Annotated in this window: 21 protein-coding genes; 11 read left to right on the top strand and 10 right to left on the bottom strand. The window is 71.1% G+C overall.

Translation table 11 applies throughout. The features are described 5' to 3' along the window. Window positions 1-6: 6 nt before the first annotated feature. A complete protein-coding gene (locus NNW99_RS01975) occupies window positions 7-957 on the bottom strand; it encodes an NADP-dependent oxidoreductase (protein WP_215116842.1) in 951 nt (316 codons plus the stop codon). Window positions 958-1,028: 71 nt separating this feature from the next. On the opposite strand from NNW99_RS01975, the gene NNW99_RS01970 reads away from it, so the two are divergent. The 6 genes from NNW99_RS01970 (at window position 1,029) to NNW99_RS01945 (ending at window position 6,577) form a co-directional block, all read left to right on the top strand. Further along, on the top strand, window positions 1,029-1,973 hold the full coding sequence (locus tag NNW99_RS01970; protein WP_215116841.1) for a GlxA family transcriptional regulator: 945 nt from the start codon (window positions 1,029-1,031) through the stop codon (window positions 1,971-1,973). A gap of 262 nt (window positions 1,974-2,235) precedes the next feature. After that, window positions 2,236-3,960 (top strand): sensor histidine kinase KdpD, encoded by a 1,725-nt coding sequence (locus tag NNW99_RS01965; RefSeq protein ID WP_215116840.1) that lies wholly within the window; start codon window positions 2,236-2,238, stop codon window positions 3,958-3,960. Between the two features lie 5 nt (window positions 3,961-3,965). Then, window positions 3,966-4,376: a roadblock/LC7 domain-containing protein gene (locus NNW99_RS01960; RefSeq protein WP_003994857.1), complete on the top strand. Its 411-nt coding sequence runs from the start codon at window positions 3,966-3,968 to the stop codon at window positions 4,374-4,376. Further along, window positions 4,373-4,744, top strand: coding sequence for a DUF742 domain-containing protein (locus NNW99_RS01955; protein WP_215116839.1), 372 nt, complete (start codon window positions 4,373-4,375; stop codon window positions 4,742-4,744). Before NNW99_RS01960 ends, NNW99_RS01955 begins: the two co-directional genes overlap by 4 nt. Beyond that, entirely contained in the window at window positions 4,725-5,330 is a 606-nt protein-coding gene (locus tag NNW99_RS01950; protein WP_215116838.1) for an ATP/GTP-binding protein, read from the top strand. Before NNW99_RS01955 ends, NNW99_RS01950 begins: the two co-directional genes overlap by 20 nt. Then, window positions 5,327-6,577, top strand: a complete 1,251-nt coding sequence (locus tag NNW99_RS01945; protein ID WP_215116837.1) for a cytochrome P450 — start codon at window positions 5,327-5,329, stop codon at window positions 6,575-6,577. The genes NNW99_RS01950 and NNW99_RS01945 overlap by 4 nt, the downstream gene beginning before the upstream one ends. Window positions 6,578-6,674: 97 nt before the next feature. Here NNW99_RS01945 and NNW99_RS01940 read toward each other — a convergent pair whose 3' ends face one another. Next, window positions 6,675-8,288 (bottom strand): hypothetical protein, encoded by a 1,614-nt coding sequence (locus NNW99_RS01940; RefSeq protein WP_255961267.1) that lies wholly within the window; start codon window positions 8,286-8,288, stop codon window positions 6,675-6,677. Between the two features lie 729 nt (window positions 8,289-9,017). Between NNW99_RS01940 and NNW99_RS01935 the strand changes: the two genes are divergently transcribed. Next, window positions 9,018-9,410, top strand: coding sequence for a VOC family protein (locus NNW99_RS01935; protein WP_215116835.1), 393 nt, complete (start codon window positions 9,018-9,020; stop codon window positions 9,408-9,410). Between the two features lie 23 nt (window positions 9,411-9,433). Here NNW99_RS01935 and NNW99_RS01930 read toward each other — a convergent pair whose 3' ends face one another. Genes NNW99_RS01930 through NNW99_RS01920 form a run of 3 tightly spaced genes read right to left on the bottom strand, consistent with a single transcriptional unit; the run spans window position 9,434 to window position 11,271 of the window. Next, on the bottom strand, window positions 9,434-10,231 hold the full coding sequence (locus NNW99_RS01930; protein ID WP_251057676.1) for a thioesterase family protein: 798 nt from the start codon (window positions 10,229-10,231) through the stop codon (window positions 9,434-9,436). Between the two features lie 28 nt (window positions 10,232-10,259). Beyond that, on the bottom strand, window positions 10,260-10,586 hold the full coding sequence (locus NNW99_RS01925) for a branched-chain amino acid transporter permease (protein ID WP_215116833.1): 327 nt from the start codon (window positions 10,584-10,586) through the stop codon (window positions 10,260-10,262). Beyond that, the gene (locus NNW99_RS01920; protein ID WP_215116832.1) at window positions 10,579-11,271 is read right to left on the bottom strand and encodes an AzlC family ABC transporter permease; all 693 of its coding nucleotides are present in this window, start codon (window positions 11,269-11,271) and stop codon (window positions 10,579-10,581) included. The genes NNW99_RS01925 and NNW99_RS01920 overlap by 8 nt, the downstream gene beginning before the upstream one ends. Window positions 11,272-11,333: 62 nt before the next feature. Here NNW99_RS01920 and NNW99_RS01915 point away from each other — a divergent pair, with 62 nt between their 5' ends. After that, window positions 11,334-11,792 carry an Lrp/AsnC family transcriptional regulator gene (locus NNW99_RS01915; protein WP_215116831.1) on the top strand — a complete coding sequence of 153 codons (459 nt, stop codon included), beginning with the start codon at window positions 11,334-11,336 and terminating at the stop codon, window positions 11,790-11,792. Window positions 11,793-11,854: 62 nt separating this feature from the next. Here the strand turns inward: NNW99_RS01915 and NNW99_RS01910 are convergent, their stop codons facing one another. Together NNW99_RS01910 and NNW99_RS01905 are read right to left on the bottom strand one after the other, a co-directional pair. Further along, window positions 11,855-12,151, bottom strand: a complete 297-nt coding sequence (locus NNW99_RS01910; RefSeq protein ID WP_215116830.1) for a DUF4235 domain-containing protein — start codon at window positions 12,149-12,151, stop codon at window positions 11,855-11,857. 39 nt (window positions 12,152-12,190) lie between these two features. Further along, a complete protein-coding gene (locus NNW99_RS01905) occupies window positions 12,191-13,213 on the bottom strand; it encodes a glutathione S-transferase family protein (RefSeq protein ID WP_215116829.1) in 1,023 nt (340 codons plus the stop codon). Window positions 13,214-13,392: 179 nt separating this feature from the next. Between NNW99_RS01905 and NNW99_RS01900 the strand changes: the two genes are divergently transcribed. Next, window positions 13,393-14,313: a cation diffusion facilitator family transporter gene (locus NNW99_RS01900; protein ID WP_215124110.1), complete on the top strand. Its 921-nt coding sequence runs from the start codon at window positions 13,393-13,395 to the stop codon at window positions 14,311-14,313. A gap of 68 nt (window positions 14,314-14,381) precedes the next feature. On the opposite strand, the gene NNW99_RS01895 is transcribed toward NNW99_RS01900, so the two are convergent. Both NNW99_RS01895 and NNW99_RS01890 read right to left on the bottom strand, forming a co-directional pair. Next, on the bottom strand, window positions 14,382-14,831 hold the full coding sequence (locus NNW99_RS01895) for a nitroreductase family deazaflavin-dependent oxidoreductase (RefSeq protein ID WP_215116828.1): 450 nt from the start codon (window positions 14,829-14,831) through the stop codon (window positions 14,382-14,384). Between the two features lie 75 nt (window positions 14,832-14,906). Then, window positions 14,907-15,539, bottom strand: a complete 633-nt coding sequence (locus tag NNW99_RS01890; RefSeq protein WP_215116827.1) for a LysE family transporter — start codon at window positions 15,537-15,539, stop codon at window positions 14,907-14,909. Between the two features lie 285 nt (window positions 15,540-15,824). Between NNW99_RS01890 and NNW99_RS01885 the strand changes: the two genes are divergently transcribed. After that, entirely contained in the window at window positions 15,825-17,021 is a 1,197-nt protein-coding gene (locus NNW99_RS01885; protein WP_215116826.1) for a cytochrome P450, read from the top strand. Window positions 17,022-17,034: 13 nt separating this feature from the next. Next, window positions 17,035-17,241, top strand: a complete 207-nt coding sequence (locus NNW99_RS01880) for a ferredoxin (RefSeq protein WP_215116825.1) — start codon at window positions 17,035-17,037, stop codon at window positions 17,239-17,241. A gap of 9 nt (window positions 17,242-17,250) precedes the next feature. Here NNW99_RS01880 and NNW99_RS01875 read toward each other — a convergent pair whose 3' ends face one another. Continuing rightward, a complete protein-coding gene (locus NNW99_RS01875) occupies window positions 17,251-17,802 on the bottom strand; it encodes a TetR/AcrR family transcriptional regulator (RefSeq protein ID WP_215116824.1) in 552 nt (183 codons plus the stop codon). Between the last annotated feature and the right edge of the window lie 2 nt (window positions 17,803-17,804).

The raw sequence follows: 17,804 nt of genomic DNA, 5'->3' as shown, positions 1-17,804 counted from the left end.
GCCCGGCTAGTCGTTCACCAGCACCAGCTTCCCCGTGGTGCGCCCGGTGTCGCCCAGCGTGTGCGCCTCCGCGGCAGCGGCCAGCGGGAAGGTGCCCGCGATCGTGGCGCGGAGCTTGCCCGCCTCGGCGAGTTCCGCGATCGCCCGCATGTCGGCGCGGTCGGCGTCCACGAGCATGCGGAGCCCCCGTACACCGAGCCGCTCGGCCTCCTCGTAGAACTCGTCCGAGCCGCCCGGGAGGATCGAGACCACGACACCGCCGGGGCGCAGGACGCGCAGCGAGCGCAGGGCGTTGTCGCCGCCGATCGTGTCCAGGACGACGTCGACGTCCTTCACGGCCTCGGTGAAGTCCGTCTCCCGGTAGTCCAGCGTCTCGTCCACGCCGATCCCGCGCAGGAACTCGTGCTTGCCCGCGCTCGCGGTGCCGATCACATACGCGCCGCGCGCCTTGGCGATCTGCACCGCCACATGCCCGACCCCGCCGGCCGCGGCGTGGATCAGCACCCGCTGCCCGGGCCGCACGTCCGCGTGCTCCACCAGCGCCTGCCACGCGGTGAGCGAGACCAGCGGCAGCGCGCCCGCCTGGACGTGGTCGATGCCGGCCGGCTTGCGCGTGAGGGCGCGGACCGGGGCGATGACGTACTCCGCGTGCGAGCCGTGCCCGTAGGGATACGGCAGCATGCCGAAGACCTCGTCACCGGGCGCGAAGGCCACGACGCCGATGCCGACCGCCTCCACCACCCCGGAGACGTCCCAGCCGAGGACGAAGGGCGCCTCGCCCAGGAAGCCGCCGGTCGCGCGGTGCTTCCAGTCGGTCGGATTGACCCCGGCGGCCCGCACCCGGACCAGCACCTGGTTCGGCCCCGGGGCCGGGCGCTCGACTTCGATCTCCCTGAGGACCTCGGGACCGCCGAGGACGTCCTGGCTGATGGCTCGCATCGTGTTCTGTGTGCTCATGGTGATCAAGCGTGCCGGTTCGCGCCCCGCTCGCCAATGGCAAGATTGCCAACCTTCGATAGGATCGTGCCATGCGACGTGAACGAGTGGTGGTCCTGGCCCTGGACGGGGTGTACCCCTTCGAGCTGGGCATCCCCAGCCGGATCCTCGGCGCCGCCGACGGCCGCTACGAGGTGCTGACCTGCTCGGTCGACGGCGGTCCGGTGCGCACCAACGCGGACTTCGGCGTCACCGTGGAGCACGGCCCCGAGGTCCTGGCCACGGCCGGCACGGTGGTGATCGCGCCCGTCGCGCCGGACCGTCTGACCGACGAGGTGCCGGGCGAGGTCCTCGCCGCCCTCGCGCTGATCCGGCCCGGCACGCGCATCGTCTCCATCTGCACCGGCGCCTTCGTCCTCGCCGCCGCCGGGCTCCTCGACGGGCGCCGGGCGACCACCCACTGGCAGGTCGCCGACCGGTTCCGGAGCATGTTCCCGCTGGTCGACCTCGACCCGGACGTGCTGTTCGTCGACGACCACCCCTTCCTCACCTCCGCCGGGGCCGCCTCCGGCGTGGACATCTGCCTGCACCTGGTCCGCAAGGATCACGGCAGCCTGCTGGCCAACAGCGTCGCCCGCCGCTGCGTGGTCCCGCCGTTCCGGGACGGCGGCCAGGCCCAGTTCATCGAACAGCCCGTCCCCGAGCAGGGCGCCGCGAGCACCGCGGCCACCCGCGCCTGGATCCTGGAGCGACTCGGCGAACCCCTCACCCTGACCGACCTCGCCGGCCACGCCCGGATGAGCCGGCGCACCTTCGCCCGCCGTTTCCAGGGCGAGGTGGGGCTCAGCCCCGGCCGCTGGCTGATCCAGCAGCGCGTGGCCCGGGCCCAGCACCTGCTGGAGTCCAGCGACCTCACGGTGGACCAGATCGCGGGCCGGGTCGGCTTCGCGACGGGCGCCTCCCTGCGCCAGCATCTCCACGCGGCGATCGGGGTCTCCCCGCAGGCCTACCGCCGCACCTTCCAGACCGCCCGCTGACCCCACCCGCCGGTCGCGAGCGGCCGTCCCTGGTCAACTCCGCTGCTTGGCGTGGATATTTGTCGACCTTTCGCTTTCTGTCGGAGCGTGACGGAACCCTCACGTCCGCAGGGTGACGAGGTTGATCCTTTCGGGTCTAAACCCGATAAGGTTCCGATCGGCGCTGCGAGTTGACGCGATCGCGTCCGGTCGACTCGCGGTGCGTACTCATGAGTGCGATCCACACCCCCCCTGTTCGATCGTGTTTGTTCGAAGGATGCAGATGGAACTCGCCACTCCGCCACCGGCGGCGCGGGCCCCTGTCGCCTGGTACAGCTGGTGGTTGATGCCGCTGGGCTTGGGAGGCGGGACCGTTGCCGCCACGTTCATGAGCTCGGAGCGAATAACCGCGGCCGTCGCCGGACTCGCGGCGACGGCGGCCAGTGCCGTGTGCGTACGCCTGCTGCTGCGCACCCGGGCACACCTGCACAAGGCGGAGAACACCTTCCGCACCACGCAGGCCGAGCACAACCAGCAGTGGCAGCAGCACGTCGCGGGCCTGGAACGGAAGTTCTCCGCCGAACGCGCCACCCTGGAGTCCCAGCTCACCGAGCAGAACGCGACCTACGAGCGGCGCCTGGCCGACCAGAGCGCCTCGTACGAGACGCAGCTCTCCGACACCTCCCGGGCCTATGAGGAACGGCTGACCGAGCAGGCCACGTCCTACGAGGCCCAGCTCGCCGACCAGGCCGAGGTCTGGCAGGAACAGCTCTCCCACCAGCTCGCCGCCGTCGCCCGGCTCGCCGACGAGCAACTGCCCTCCGCGATGGAGGCGCTGCGCTCCGGCGACGCCATCGACGACGTCCTGCCCACGCTCAACCAGTGCGCCAAGGTCAGTTCCGACCTCCAGGCCGAGCTGCGCAAGGTGCTGCGCACCGCCCTGATCGGCCTGGAGTCGGAGTTCGACCGCTCCACCTCCGCCGAGCAGGCCGTCATCAGCATCGGCAACCGCATCCACGTGCTGACCAGCAAGCTCCGCGGCCGCCTGCACGAGATGCAGGGCGAGCACGGCAGGCTGCCGGCCGTCGCCCGGGGCCTGATGGAACTGGACCAGGAGATCGGCCCCGCCGACTGTCTCGCCGCCAGCATCGGTGTGCTCGGCGGCTCGGACCGGCCCGGCCGGCAGTGGCAGGAGCCGCAGCGGCTGCTCAGCGTGGCGCGCGGCGGCATCGGCCGGATCAAGGACTTCCACCGGATCCAGGTCCGTCACCTGCCCGAACTCGGCGTCGACGGCGGTCTGGTGGACCACCTCACGCTAATCTTCGCCCACCTCCTCGACAACGCGGCCCGCTACTCGCCGCCCACCGAGCCGGTGCTCATCTCCGGCAAGGAGGTGCCCAACGGCGTCGGCATCGAGATCCAGGACTCCGGCAAGGGCCTGAGCGAGGAGAAGAAGCGCGAGGCCGAGCACGCTCTCGCGGGCACCGCCCCCGGAGCGGGACTCGGCGGCATCACCGAGGACGCGAACATCGGTCTGCGCGTCGTCGGTGCCCTCGCCCGTCGCTACGGCATCCGCGTCACCTTCGCGGACTCCCCGTGGCTCGGCACCTCCGTGGTGGTCGTGGTTCCGCACAAGTACTTCAGCCCGCTGCCCGCCGCCGCGGCACCGGCCGCGCCCGCCGCCCCCGAGATCCGTACGGCCAAGGCGGCCCCGGCCCGCGAGACGGTCACCGCCCCGGCCCCGGACGCCCCGGCCGCCGCCGCGGAGACCACGCCCGGCGGACTGCCCCGGCGCCGCAGCAGGCGGAACGAAGAGGCCGAGCCCAAGGAGGCCGGGCGGACGGCCCGGAGCACCGTCTCCGCCATCCCGCCGGACGCCTCGTTCTCGGGTCTCGCCGCCTTCGCCACCGCCGGACGCGACGCCGAAGAGGCGTTCCGCGCGCCCGGCGACCGCGACACCGACGCCGGACGCGAGTCCACTGAGCACCGCACCGAAGAGAGCGACTAGTCCTCATGACGCAGCAAGGAACAGATGTGAGCTGGGCGCTCCGCGATCTCGTCGAGAGCATCCAGGAGATCCGCTTCGCCCTCGTGGCCTCCAGTGACGGCAAGGCCATCACCTCCTACGGCGCCGAAGACCCCGACGACGTCGACCGCTTCGCCGCCGTGGTGGCCGGCCTGCAGGCCCTCGCCCAGCCCGTCGCCGAGCAGTTCCCCAAGTACGCCGGGCAGTTGCGCCTGGCGATGATCGAAGTCGACGGCGGGCACCTCTTCGTGGTCCGCGCCGGTGTGGAGACCTACCTCGGTGTCCTTGCCAGGGAAGGCCTCGACCAGGGCCTGCTCGGGCACCAGATGAGAGACCTGGCCCGCAGGATGGGTGAGCTCCTCGGCACCACTCCGCGCCTGGAGGAGCACTCTGGATGAGTGCTCCCCGCAGGCCGTCGGACCCGTCCGGTCTCGAGCGCTACTACGTCCTCACGGGCGGACGCAGCGGACCGGGCGGTTCGGCGTCGAGCCTCGACGTGGCGACGCTCGTCGTCGCCCGCGCAGCCCCGTTACCGGGCATGCAGCACGAGCACGAGGAGATTCTCCGCCGGTGCCGCGACCCGCTGTCGGTCGCCGAACTCGGCGCTCACCTCGGGCTGCCCTTCAACATTCTCGCAGTGCTGCTGTCGGACCTGCTCGTCGCAGGTCGCGTCGAAGCGCGTAACCCCATCCCGGCGCACGACGCCGGCCGCGGGCCCGACCTCGCGCTCCTTGAGGAGGTACTCAGTGGACTTGAAAGGCTTTGACCAACCCGGAGGGCGGGCGGGCGGGGACGCCCGCTCGGTGAAGGTGATGATCGCCGGCGGGTTCGGCACCGGGAAGACCACCATGGTCCGGTCGGTCAGCGACATCAAGCCGCTCACCACCGAGGAGACCCTCACCCAGGCCAGTGCCGACGTCGACCGTCTCATCGGCGTCGCCGACAAGACGCAGACCACCGTCAGCCTGGACTTCGGCAAGATCGGCATCAACGAGAGCCTGGTGCTGTACCTGTTCGGCACGCCGGGGCAGGAGCGCTTCTGGTTCCTGTGGAACGGGCTGTTCAAGGGGGCGCTCGGCGCGATCGTCCTGGTGGACACCCGCCGCCTGGAGTCCAGTTTCCGGGCGATCGAGGAGATGGAGCGGCAGGAGGTCCCCTTCGTCGTCGCCCTGAACGTCTTCCCCGACTCGACCAACTACCCGGTCGAGGAGATCCGGGACGCCCTGGACATCCCCGAGCACACCCCGGTCGTGGCCTTCGACGCCCGCGACCGGGCCTCCAGCCGGGACGTCCTCGTCGCCCTGATCCACCACCTGAAGGAACGCTCGGCCGTGGCCCTGGAGCCCCGATGAACGACTCGACCGAAAACGACCTCCAGGTCCCGAGCGGCTGCCCCGTCGCCCATCACGGGGCCGATCTCGCCCGGCTGTACGGGCCGGAGGCGGCGACCGACCCGGTGGGCATCTACGAGCGGCTGCGCAAGGAACACGGCTCGGTCGCGCCCGTTCTCCTCGAAGGCGACGTGCCCGCCTGGCTGGTCCTCGGCTACCGCGACAGCCGGCGGGTGCTCGACAATCCCCGTCAGTTCAGCCGGGACGCGCGGATCTGGCGGGACTGGCGGGAGGGCCGGATCGAGGAGACCTCGCCGATCATGCCGATGGTCGGCTGGCGCCCCGACTGTGTGTCCCAGGACGGCGAACCGCACCGCAGGCTGCGCGGCGCCGTCACCGACGGGTTGCAGGCGGCGGCCGCCCGGGGCATCCGGCGGCACGTCACGTACTTCGCGAACAAGCAGATCGACGCGTTCGCCGACGCCGGGCACACCGACCTCGTGGCCGACTACGCCGAGCAGCTGCCGATGCTCGTGCTGACCAGGATGCTGGGCCTTCCCGCGGCGGACGGGCTGCGCATGATCGAGTCGTGCGCCCAGGTCTTCAAGGGTGGTGAGGGCGCCCTCGAGCACAACGAGCGGATCATGCAGATCCTCGCGGAACTCGCCGAGCGCAAGCGGGCCGAGCCGGGCTCCGACCTCGCCACGGCCCTGCTGGAGCACCCGGCCGGCCTCGACCACGACGAGGTCGTCAGCCATCTGCGCCTGGTGCTGATCGCCGCGCACACCACCACCAGCAATCTGCTGGCCCGGGTCCTGCAACGGCTCCTCACCGACACCGCCCGGCTGTCCGGTCTGGTCAGCGGGGAGCTGAACGTCTCCTCCGTGGTGGAAGAGGTCATGTGGGACGCCCCGCCGCTGTCCGTGCTGCCGGGCCGGTTCGCAACCGCCGACATGGAGCTCGGAGGCCACCACGTCCAGGAGGGAGAACTGCTCATCCTGGGCCTGGCCGCCGGCAACCTCGACCCGGAGGTACGGCCCGACACGGCCGTCGCCGTGCAGGGCAACCAGTCGCACCTGGCGTTCAGCGCCGGACCGCACGAGTGCCCGGGGCAGAACATCGGCCAGTCCATCATCGAGATCGGCGTGGACGTTCTGCTGCACCGGCTGCCGGACCTGCGGCTGGCCGTACCACCGGAAGAACTCAGCTCGACGGCCTCCACGTGGGAGTCCCGGCTGGACAGCCTGCCGGTCGAGTTCGCCGTCTAGGCCACGCCGGCGGACCGTTGCCCGGCCGGAATCCGGCCGGGCAACGTGCGTGGGTGCAAGCGGTCGCTCACACGCTCAGCAGGTCGTCATCGAGGCGTCAGCCGTCGAGCCAGTCGCCCGCGACGCCCGTGGGACGGTATCCCGTGGCGTTCCAGAGGAAATGCGGGTGGGCACAGCCGAACATGTAGGCGAGCAGCGCGGTGTCTTCCCTCCCGGTCCGAGGGTCGTGCAGGGTGTGGAACCTCTCGGATCCGACTACGCCGGAGTCCTGTTGGACCTGACGGGCGCGGTCCGGCGACGGTGCGGCGCTGGACGCCTCCACGGCGGCGATGTAGGTGCGGCGCAAGATCTCCCATGTGCTGTCCGTGTTGCCGTACCAGGGGCCGTGCAGTGCTTCGAAGGCATGGAGCTCGGCGTCGAAGAGGCGCCATGTCCGGGGGTATTGGGCTCGACAGCGTGCGGACAGTTCGGCGGCCCGGGTGCTCAGTGCCGGTGCGGTGGGCCGCGGGGCGATGGTGAGGGTGGTGCCGTCGGTGAGGATGCCGGTGCACGGGTTGGGCTGCAGGTCGCACAGCGGGCACTCCTCGGCCGGGGGGAGGCCCTGGGTGATGCCGTCGAACCACAGGGCGTGGCGGCCCGTGAGCCCCATCCAGACGACGGTGGTGGTCATCAGCCAGGTGTTCCACATCGGGCTGTGGGCCTCGGGCATGCAGCCGTACTTGACGACGGCTATCGCGCAGGCGGCGTAGAGCGCCTTGGTGTGGGTGGGCATGTCGGCGAGCCAGAAGTTGCTGATCTCGCCGGTGAGGGCGTCGGCCCGTACATCGGCCATGTCGTCGATGGCGCGGCACAGCAGCAGGGAGGCGAGGTTTTCCTCCTGCCAGAGTTCGGTGTCGGGGGCGACGTGCCAGAACAGGCAGTCCAGCATCTGCAGGGCTGAGTAGGTGCTCTGGTTCAGCGGGTTGGTCTGGGGGAGCGTGACGCTGCCCGCGTCGTGCTGTTGGAGCCAGTACTCGTCGACGGATCGCTTGTGGGCCGCGAAGAGTCCGGAGACCAGGGCCCGTGCGCTGTTGGTGCTGAAATTCTCGGCCAGACGGCCTTCGATGTGTTGGGTGAGACGCGTGGTGTCGATGGTGTCGACCACACGTTTGTATTCGTGGAAGACGAGGATGTCGTTCTCGAAGCGGTGGCGCTGGCCGAGGTCTCGTTCGAGGTCGTTCAGCTGCCGGGTCCAGGACCATCCACCGGTCAGCACGCTGTCGAGTTCCCGGCGGTGCGGCCAGGTCTTGACGGTGAGGGGACGACCGGCGCTCTGCCGCCAACGGTAGTCGTCCAGCGTGCGTGCGGGGGGCGTGGGCAGCCGACGGCACAGAGGGCAGGAGCAGACGGTTGTCTGCTCCTCCTCGCGCGGCGGGGTGAGTGCCCGGCTCCTCCAGGCCCCTTCCAGCATCGTGCAGGTCAGTCTGCAGACCTCGATGTCGGTGCTGACTTGGGGGAAGGCTGCTTCGATCAGGCGCAGGCTGGTGTCGAGGTGCCTCAACCTGGCGTGGCCCTCCTCGTCGGGAGGGAGGAACGCGGGCCGCGCCAGATGGAGGGCTCCCTCCACACGCAGCGTCGTGCCGGCGTGGGGGGAGCCGAATGCGTTCAGCCGCTGCTGAGCGGCGTTCTGGGACCTTCGGTACTGCTCCGTGCTCCCCTTGATCTGTTTCACCAAGAGGCGGGCCAAGGTGTTCCCCGCCTCCGTGGGCTGGAGCCGGGCGCTTGGCTGCGCCGGGAGCGAGCTGTCGGCGGATGCCTTCGGAACAACATCTGCGACTCGAGATTTCACACCGGTCTCCCCATGAGCTGTGGTCTGTACTTTTCGCGACGGCGTCGCCGGACAGCCGGCCTCATGCGACCGGCTTCGGCTCCTGCTGCGAACGACCGCGAGAGGCACGACCAGCGCGACCCCTGGAGCCGAGATGCGCTGCTTCGCCCGAGGCGTGTGGGTGGCTGACCGGGGTGTCGAAGGGGAGGTCGAACCGGACGTCCTGAAGCATGTGCTTCCTTTCGGGAGACGGACCGCAGAGCCCCCCGGCCCCTGCGAGCGGACGGTGTCTTGACCGGCCGCACACTCGAACTCGGCTTCGCGATCCGAACGTTGAACCGAGAAGCGGTACGAGACTGCCCATGGCGTGAATGAGCCATTCCGTGACACTGCCGTGATCTCGGTTACTGCGGAAAGCGCTTGAGCTGCGTACACTCCCTCGTCCCTCACCCGGCATGCCCCGCCCGCCGGGCCTCCCCGGCCTCCTGGCGTCACACCGGACACCGTCCGGTCGTGAACTCATGCGCGACGGAAGGTGGTTGACGGCCCGACTGAATCGGCCGTACCGGGATATCCGCAAGGTACGAGGCCGCCGGGCAGGACGCTCCGCGGCCGGAATCCTGCGGAGGAGACATGGCCCTGGTGAAAGCGGGTGTTCTGGTGCTCGACTGCGCCGAGCCCGAGAAGCTCGCCGTGTTCTACAAGGAGTTGCTGGAGGGGGAGGAGTCGGACGCGACGGCCAACCGGGTGGAGATCAGGAGCGCGGACGGCTTCCGGATCGCCCTGCGCCGGGACGTCAACGCCACCCCGCCGAGCTGGCCGCGCCCCGAGAACTCCCTCCAGGCCCATCTGGAGTTCGTGGTGGACGATCTCGACGCGGTCGAACGCCGGGTCATCAGCCTCGGCGGCCGCCCCCTGGAGGCCAAGGACGCCTCGGGCCCCCTGGAGGAACGCGGCTACGCCGACCCGGCGGGCCACTCCTTCACCCTGCGCCGCACCGCGCCGACGGCACCCAAGCAGGGCTGAACGCGGCCTTCTTCCGGGGCCGTTCAGCCGGTCGAAGGCAGCAGGGGCCGGACGGTGAGGATCTGCTGGGCGTGCCCGACAGGGCCGGTGAGGTCGTGCAGGACGGTGCTGGTGACGCCCTGGCCGGTGGGGCCGAAGGCGACGGTGGTGTCGAGCCCCGTCCAGCGGCCTTCCGGCCGGCGGTGCAGATGGAGGGTGAGGTCGACGTTGGGGAACATCCAGGCGCTGGGCGGCCGGCGTACGGCGATGCCGTTGGCGGTGTCGACGAGCGCGATGTAGGACGCGAGAGGACTCACGGCCTGTCCGGCGACGAGGCCGAGCCGGGTGGAGACCCAGGCCGTCGTGCGGCCCGGCCGCGGCGGCGCGAGCGGACGGACGTCCAGGGAGGCGATGTATCCGCCGGGCCACACGGAGGTCAGCGGCCAGAAGGCGAGTGCCTCGGGAGAGGGGAGCGCCTCCGCGCCGCCACCGGCGACCTCCGTGGTGTCGTGGTCGGCGAGCAGCCAGGCGCGGGCCCGCACCACGGGACGGCCGGCGATGAGCGCGACCGCCTCCAGCAGTTCGATGGTGCGGCCGGGCCGGAGGCTCTCCACCCGGATCTCGCACTCGTCCAAGGCGAGCCGGCCGAGGATGTCGAAGCTGATCCGGGAGAGCGCGAGGCCGGTGTCCGGTCGGGTGGCCAGATACCGGTCGACGGCGTGCGTGATGAGGCCGGCGAGCGGGCTGAAGTGCTGCTCGTCCGGGTCCCACGCCCCGCCCGCGTGGACGGTGGGCTTGAAGCGGTGCGTGTCGACCGGCTCGTAGTAGTGGTCGGTGTACAAGGGGCGTGTGCCTTTCGGGCGAGGGACGTCAGTGGGCGAAGAGCGCGCCGGCCAGGGCCACATGGACGGCCGTGCCGGTGAGGATGCTCAGCAGGGCGTTGCGGAGCCACAGATGCAGGCCGACGGTGACGGCCAGGGCGGCCAGCGGGGCCACGGCGCGCGAGTCGGTGACCGGCAGATCGCGCAGGCAGTAGACGACCAGGATCACCATGACCCCGGCGGGCATCCGGGTGCTGAGGTACCGCACGGTGTCGCTGGCCCGCAGCGGGGCCAGCGCGGCGAACGGCAGGGCGCGCAGGGACCAGGTGACGGCGGCGGTGACGAGGACCGCGACGACCGCGTAGGTGTCAGACATGAGCGGGCTCCCTCCGGGTGGCGAGCCGGCGTGCCAGGAGTCCGGCGGTGAACAGGGCGAAGGCGGCCGGCAGGAACTGCCCGGGGAAGAGCAGGCGGGCGGCCAGCGCGCAGAGCAGGGCGAGCACCGGGGTCGGCAGATCGCCCCGCAGGTCACGGATCGCGTCGAGAGCGAGGACGGCGAACAGGGCGGTCAGCGCGAAGTCCAGGCCGGTGACACCGTCCGGGACCAGGGAGCCCAGCAGGGCCCCGGCGGTCGCGCTGCCCGCCCAGTACAGATGCATGAAGAACTGCAGCCACAGGATGCGCGAACTGGACCAGCCGCGGGCCTGCCCGCCCGCGGTCAGCGCGTACGCCTCGTCGGTGAGCGCGAAGGTGCTGTACATCCGGGCGAGCCGGCCCCGTACGCGGTGCAGAGGGAAGGCCAGGGCGTAGAAGACGTGCCGTGCCTGCACCAGGAAGGCGGCCAGGGCGATGGACGCCAGGGGCGCGACGGCCACGACCAGGCCGATGAGCAGGAACTCGAACGACCCGCCGTAGATCAGCGCCGCGGACAGCCCGGCCCACCACCAGTCGAGCCCCGACTGGACCACGAGCGCCCCGAAGGCGAGACCGAGCGGCACCATCCCGAGGCCCACGGAGGCACAGTCCTGGAAAGCGGCCCGCGCCGCAGGGCTTATTCGCATGCCGACATTTTAGGAAAGTTCGCGCCTCATATGGTTGCCAATTGTGGCCCTATGATCTCCCTATGGGTAATGAAAGTGACCTTGACGCCGTCGATCGTGAAATTTTGTTTCATCTGCGCCAGGACGGCCGACTGCCGAACGTCGAACTCGCCAAGCGGGTGGGCCTGACTCCGCCTCCCTGTCTGCGCCGGGTCAAGCGCCTGGAGGAGAGCGGCGTCATCGCCGGCTACCGGGCCGTCATCGACCCCGGAGCCGTGGGACGCGCGCTCGAAGTGCTCGTCGACGTCGAGATCTACGCCCAGGACCGCGGGACCGTCGAGGAGTTCGAGACCACCGTGGCCTCCTACGAGGAGGTCGTCGAGTTCCGGCGGATGTACGGACGGCCCGACTACTTCCTCCGCGTCGCCGTCGCCGACCACGCCGCCTACGAGGCCTTCATGATGAGCAAACTCAGCGGACTGCCCGCCGTCCTACGCCTCGAGTCCCACCTCACCATGAAGACGATCAAGGTGGACGGCTGAGCGGACCCCCGGGCACAGCGCGGCCCCGCCCGCCGTACCGGACGGGCGGGGCCGCGCGGTTGTCATTCCCGGCCGCTCTTCTCGTCGGCCGGCCATGCGCCGGTCGAACGCTCGATGGCCTTGGCGCCCGCGCGGTCCACGGCACTGCGGACCACCGCGAAGATGGCGCCCTGGACCGCGGCGGCCAGCAGGATCTCGCCCCAGCCGCGGTCCCGGTCCAGCGCGTCGGGAGCGTCCTCCTCGTGCCGGAGCGCCATCCACGTCTTGCGGAAGGCGAGCCCCGACAGCCAGCCGCTCGACCAGCCCAGCACGAACCCGAGGGGCTGGTAGGCGAGGGGCAACTTCTTCTTCTTGGCCACGTCGATCTCCTTCGTCGCTCAGGGGGTGGGTGGGAGTGGTCAGGGGGTGTGCGCGGCCGGGACCCGCTCCTCGGCGCGGACCGGCCCCGGCGGCGTACCGTCCCCGAAGGGCCTGCCGCCCAGCTCCTCGCGGTGGTGCGAGGTCAGCCAGCCGGACAGGTCCGGGCCCAGCGGCACCACACGGGTCGGGTTGATGCCCGTGTGCACCTGGTAGTAGTGGCGCTTGATGTGGTCGAAGTCGACGGTGTCGCCGAACCCGGGCGTCTGGTAGAGGTCACGGACGTACCCCCACAGCACCTGGTTCTCCGTCAGCTTCCAGCGGTTGCACTTGAAGTGGCCGTGGTACACCGCGTCGAAGCGGACCAGCGTGGTGAACAGCCGGATGTCCGCCTCGGTGATCGTGTCGCCGACGAGATACCGCTGCCCCCTCAGCCGCCCCGCGAGCAGCTCAAGACGCCGGAACACGCCCGCGCAGGCGGCCTCGTACTCCTCCTGCCCGGTGGCGAAGCCCGCCCGGTACACGCCGTTGTTGACGTCCTCGTAGACGTCCGCCATCACCTCGTCGATCTCGTCGCGCAGCTTGTCCGGGTACAGATCGGGCGCGCCCTCACGGTGCAGGGCGCTCCATTCGGTCGCGAGGTCGAGCGTGAGCTGCTGGTAGTCGTTGGTGACCAGCTTCCCGCTGGGTACGTCCACGACCGCCGGCACGCTGACCCCGCCGGGGTAGCCGGTCTCCCGCCGGTCGTAGGCCTCGCCCAGGTAGCGGATGCCGAGGACCGGGTCGCGGCCGTCCTCGTCCAGCGTGAAGCGCCAGCTGCGGTCGTCCTGGATCGGGTCGGCGACGGCCAGGGACAGCGCCTCCTCCAGGCCGAGCAGCCGCCGGGACACCAGCGACCGGCTCGCCCACGGGCAGGCACGGCTGACGACCAGACGGTAGCGGCCCGCCTCCACCGGCCAGCCGTCCCGGCCGTCCCTTGTGATCCGGTCCGCGAAATGGGCCTTGGACCGTTTGAACGCCCTCCTGCCGTAGGCGCTGTTGCCGTCGCCGTCGTCGCGGCTCATGGGGGTGACCTCCTTGCCGTACGTGTGGCCCGCCGGTCGGGTGTGTGGCCTGCCGGTCGTGCGTGTTCCCTGGTGAACGCGTTCCCCTTTTTCCGCCGACGGCACGGTGTGAGCACCGCCGACCGGGGCAATCGGCGTGGGTGAGTGCTGAAGGAAGTGATCGCAAGACACGCGTCACCGTGCTGGTGGCGCTCGCGGCCAACCTGGTCATCGCCGCGGCCAAGGCCGTCGGCGGCCTGGCCGCGGGATCACCCGCCCTGCTGTCGGAGGCGGCCCACTCGGTGGCCGACAGCCTCAACGAGGTCTTCCTGCTGGCGGCGCTGCGCCGCAGCCGCCGTCCCGCCGACCGGCGTCACCCCTTCGGCTACGGCAAGGAGCGGTTCTTCTGGTCGCTCCTCGCGGCGGTCGGGATCTTCGTCATGGGCGGCTGCTTCTCCTTCTTCCAGGGCTTCGAGGCCCTCGCGAGCGGATCGGAGGAGAAACTCGGCGGCTATGTGGCCGGTCTGATCGTGCTCGGTGTCGCCCTCCTCGCGGAGGGCGGCTCCTTGTTGCGCGCCCTGTACCAGGTGCGCGGGCAGGGCGGCATACGCGCCGGGCTGCGTGACCCGGCCCTGCGGACGGTCGTCGCCGAGGACGGCACCGCCGTACTCGGCGTCACGCTGGCCATGGCCGGCATGGCCCTGCACATGGTCACCGGACAGGTGGTGTGGGAGGCGTCCGCCTCGCTCGCGATCGGCGCGCTGCTGGTCTTCGTCGCCTACCGGCTGGGCCGGGAGGCGCGCGACCAGCTCATCGGCGAGGCGGCCGACCCGGAGGCGAGCGGGCGGATCCACGCACTGCTGCGGGCACAGCCCGAGATCGACAGTGTGGAGGCGCTGTTCACGATGAAGACGGGCCTCGACTCGGCCCTCGTGGCCGCCCGCGTCGACCTGGTGCCCGGCCTGGACAGCGAGCACGTCGAGGACGTCGCCGTGCGCATCAAGCGCTCCATCGCCCGGACGGTGCCCGAGGCGGACCAGATCTTCCTCGACGTCACGGACCGCCGCGCGCGGGAGGCAGCAGAAAGCCCCGCCGCGACGGGGGAACGCGGCGGGGCCTGAACCACGCGTGCCCCGCCGCCCACGGTTCATGCAGCCCGAGCGGATTTTCTTTCCCGCCCGTCCTGGCCTCAGTCGCCGGCCACGGGCTCCAGCACGAACACCGGAATCTCCCGGTCGGTCTTCTTCTGGTAGTCCGCGTACGCCGGATACGCCGCCACGGCCCGCTCCCACCACGCGGCCTTCTCCTCGCCGGTGACCTCACGGGCGGTCATGTCCTGCTTGCGGGGCCCGTCCTGGAGTTCCACCTGCGGGTCGGACTTGAGGTTGAAGTACCAGACCGGGTGCTTGGGCGCACCGCCGAGCGAGGCGACGGCCGCGTAACGCCCCTCGTGCTCGACCCGCATCACCGGTGTCTTGCGGAGCTTGCCGCTCTTGGATCCCCGTGAGGTCAGGACGACGACCGGCATCTTGGTGCCCTGCAGCGTCGTCCCCTCCGTCCCGCCGGAGCTCTCGTACAGTTCCACCTGCTTGCGCACCCACTGCGTCGTGCTGGGTTCGTACTCGCCCTCGAGAGGCATGGCAATCCGTCCCATCGTCGTGTCAGAGGCCGACCGGTAACTGATACCTGCCCTCAACACCGGTCCACGCGCGAATCATCCTGGAGAAACCGCCATTCGCACGGCCAGAGCCGTCATCACCCCGCTCGCCACCAGCGCCGTCGCCAGCCGCCCCCGGTGACCAGCCAGCGCCCGGCCCAGCAGGGCACCGCTCCCGGCGAGCAGCACCTGCCAGCTGGCGGAGGCGGCGAAGGCGGCCAGGACGAACACGCCCTGCTCCACCGGACCGGCCGGACCCGTGGCCCGGGAGCCGAGCACGAGCGCCGCGAAGTAGATCACGGTGGTGGGGTTGAGCAGGGTGATGCCGAGCAGCCCCGCGTAGGCCCGGGCGGGACCCGGGGGAGCGGGGGCCGTCCGCGTGGCGAGCCGGTGGCCGCGGTACTCGCGCAGGGCGGTGACCGCGCCCCGCACCGCCAGCCCGAGCAGCACCAGGACACAGACCCAGCGCAGCGGCCCGAGCACCGGCCGCAGCGCGCCGGCCAGGGCCGTACCCCCGAGCGTGGCGGCGAGGGCGTACAGCCCGTCGGCGGTGGCGACGCCGAGCGCGGCGCAGACACCGGTACGCAGGGACGTGCGGGCGGTGAGGGAGACCAGGTACGTCCCGACCGCGCCCACGGGGACCGCGATGCCGTACCCGGCGAGCAGCCCCGCGAGGAGCGCGGCCGTCATGACCGCGGCGGCGTCGGCCCTTCACCACGGCCGGACCGCTGCTGTCGGCGCGCGGCGGAAGCGGCGACGGACAGCGGCAGTGACGGCGAAAGGGCATCGAGCGTAGACATGGCTGGATCCTGGGGCCTGCCCCGCCGCAGCGACAACCGGTTTTCGAACGTGAAGACGGCATTCCCCGGCCAAGTTGCCACCGCAACCGATCTGGCCGAACTTCGCGTCGCCCTATAGGTGCCCGGGGCATCTAATGATGATCGGCACGACGCACTACTCGTCTGCGAGGTCTTCATGACGGAAACGACCGCACCCGTCGCCTTCCCCCAGAGCCGGACCTGCCCCTACCACCCGCCCGCCGCCTACGACGCGTTGCGCACCGAGCGCCCCCTCACCCGCATCACCCTCTTCGACGGCCGCGAGGCCTGGCTGGTCAGCGGGCACGCGATCGCCCGCGCCCTCCTGGCCGACCCACGCCTGTCGTCCAACCGCGACCGGCCCGGCTTTCCCGCCCCGACCAAGCGGTTCGCCGGGATCCAGAACCGCAGAACGGCCCTGCTGGGCGTCGACGACCCCGAGCACCGCACCCAGCGCCGCATGGTCGTCGGGGACTTCACCCTCAAACGGGCCGTCGAACTCCGGCCACGGATCCAGCGGATCGTCGACGAGCGGCTCGACGCGATGATCGCCCAGGGCCCGCCCGCGGACCTGGTGACCGCCTTCGCGCTGCCCGTGCCGTCCATGGTGATCTGCGCCCTGCTCGGCGTCCCGTACGCCGACCACGACTTCTTCGAGACCCAGTCGCGCCGGCTGCTGCGCGGCCCGGAGACCGCCGACGTGCTGGACGCCCGCGACCGGCTGGAGGGGTACTTCGGCGAGCTGATCGACCGCAAGCGCAAAGACCGGGGGACCGGTCTGCTGGACGACCTCATCCACCGGCAGCCGGACGAGGGCGTACTCGACCGCGAGGGCCTCATCGCCATGGCCCTCATCCTGCTGGTCGCGGGCCACGAGACGACCGCCAACATGATCTCGCTCGGCACCTTCACCCTGCTCCGGCACCCCGAGCGGCTCGCCGAACTGCGCGCGGACCCGGGCCTGCTGCCGACCGCGGTCGAGGAGCTGATGCGGATGCTGTCGATCGCCGACGGCATGCTGCGCCTGGCCGTCGAGGACATCGAGGTGGCCGGGACGACGATTCGCGAGGGCGAGGGCGTGGTCTTCGCGACCTCCGTCATCAACCGCGACGAGACGGTCTACCCCGACCCGGACACGCTCGACTGGAACCGCTCCTCCCGGCACCACGTGGCGTTCGGCTTCGGCATCCACCAGTGCCTCGGCCAGAACCTCGCCCGCGCCGAACTGGAGATCGCCCTGCACACCCTCTTCGCCCGGCTGCCCGGCCTGCGCCTGGCCGCCCCGGCCGACGAGATCCCCTTCAAGCCGGGCGACACGATCCAGGGGATGCTGGAACTCCCCGTGACCTGGTAAGAGGCTTCCGCACATGCACATCGACATCGAGATCGACACGGACGTCTGCATCGGCGCGGGCCAGTGCGCCCTGACCGCCCCGGAGGTGTTCACCCAGGACGACGACGGCTACAGCACCCTGCTGCCCGGACAGGAGGACGGCGGCGGCAGCCCGCTGGTGCGGGAGGCGGCCCGGGCCTGCCCGGTGAGCGCCATCACCGTCTCGGAGAGAGTGGGCTGACGCCCGGCCTCACAGGGGACCCAGGAGCAGCCGGGCCGCCTCGCGCGCCTCGGCCGCGGGCTCGGCGCTCCTGGTGACTCCCGCCGTGACCATGGCACCCTCCGCCAGCAGGTACAGCTGCCCGGCCAGCGCGGCGGGCAGCCCCGCCGCGGCCACGAGAGAGGCGAGGTACTCCCGGAACGCCCTCTTGTGCGCGCGCACTTGGCCGGCCACCCGCGCGGACGTGGCGCCGAGCTCGCCGTAGGCGTTGATCCACGCGCAGCCGCGGAAGTCCGGCTCGCCGAACCAGCCGCCGAGCCAGTCGAACACGGCCAGGATCCGCTCCCGGGGCTCCCCGTGCCGCTCGACGTACTCGGCGAGCTGCCCGCGCCAGCGCGCGTCACGCCGCTCCAGATACGCCTCCACCAACTGCTCCTTCGCCGGGAAGAGCTGGTAGAGCCGCTTGAGCGAGACCCCGGACCTGCCGCGGACGTCGTCCATCCCGACGGACCGCACGCCCTGCCCGTAGAACAGCTCCTCGGCCGCGTCCAGCGCCCGCTCCCGGGCCACCGCGCTGTCCATGT

Source organism: Streptomyces sp. CRCS-T-1, from assembly GCF_024442335.1.
GTDB classification, from domain to species: Bacteria; Actinomycetota; Actinomycetes; order Streptomycetales; family Streptomycetaceae; genus Streptomyces; species Streptomyces koelreuteriae.
This window is presented reverse-complemented; position numbering and strand designations above follow the sequence as displayed.

Coding starts and splice junctions, on each gene's coding strand:
- NNW99_RS01880 (WP_215116825.1), top strand. CDS start 17,035: ATGCACATCGACATCGAGATCGACACGGACGTCTGCATCGGCGCGGGC.
- NNW99_RS01960 (WP_003994857.1), top strand. CDS start 3,966: ATGACGCAGCAAGGAACAGATGTGAGCTGGGCGCTCCGCGATCTCGTC.
- NNW99_RS01975 (WP_215116842.1), bottom strand. CDS start 957: ATGAGCACACAGAACACGATGCGAGCCATCAGCCAGGACGTCCTCGGC.
- NNW99_RS01970 (WP_215116841.1), top strand. CDS start 1,029: ATGCGACGTGAACGAGTGGTGGTCCTGGCCCTGGACGGGGTGTACCCC.
- NNW99_RS01955 (WP_215116839.1), top strand. CDS start 4,373: ATGAGTGCTCCCCGCAGGCCGTCGGACCCGTCCGGTCTCGAGCGCTAC.
- NNW99_RS01935 (WP_215116835.1), top strand. CDS start 9,018: ATGGCCCTGGTGAAAGCGGGTGTTCTGGTGCTCGACTGCGCCGAGCCC.
- NNW99_RS01890 (WP_215116827.1), bottom strand. CDS start 15,539: ATGACGGCCGCGCTCCTCGCGGGGCTGCTCGCCGGGTACGGCATCGCG.
- NNW99_RS01945 (WP_215116837.1), top strand. CDS start 5,327: ATGAACGACTCGACCGAAAACGACCTCCAGGTCCCGAGCGGCTGCCCC.
- NNW99_RS01895 (WP_215116828.1), bottom strand. CDS start 14,831: ATGCCTCTCGAGGGCGAGTACGAACCCAGCACGACGCAGTGGGTGCGC.
- NNW99_RS01885 (WP_215116826.1), top strand. CDS start 15,825: ATGACGGAAACGACCGCACCCGTCGCCTTCCCCCAGAGCCGGACCTGC.
- NNW99_RS01925 (WP_215116833.1), bottom strand. CDS start 10,586: ATGTCTGACACCTACGCGGTCGTCGCGGTCCTCGTCACCGCCGCCGTC.
- NNW99_RS01875 (WP_215116824.1), bottom strand. CDS start 17,802: ATGGACAGCGCGGTGGCCCGGGAGCGGGCGCTGGACGCGGCCGAGGAG.
- NNW99_RS01965 (WP_215116840.1), top strand. CDS start 2,236: ATGGAACTCGCCACTCCGCCACCGGCGGCGCGGGCCCCTGTCGCCTGG.
- NNW99_RS01920 (WP_215116832.1), bottom strand. CDS start 11,271: ATGCGAATAAGCCCTGCGGCGCGGGCCGCTTTCCAGGACTGTGCCTCC.
- NNW99_RS01915 (WP_215116831.1), top strand. CDS start 11,334: ATGGGTAATGAAAGTGACCTTGACGCCGTCGATCGTGAAATTTTGTTT.
- NNW99_RS01905 (WP_215116829.1), bottom strand. CDS start 13,213: ATGAGCCGCGACGACGGCGACGGCAACAGCGCCTACGGCAGGAGGGCG.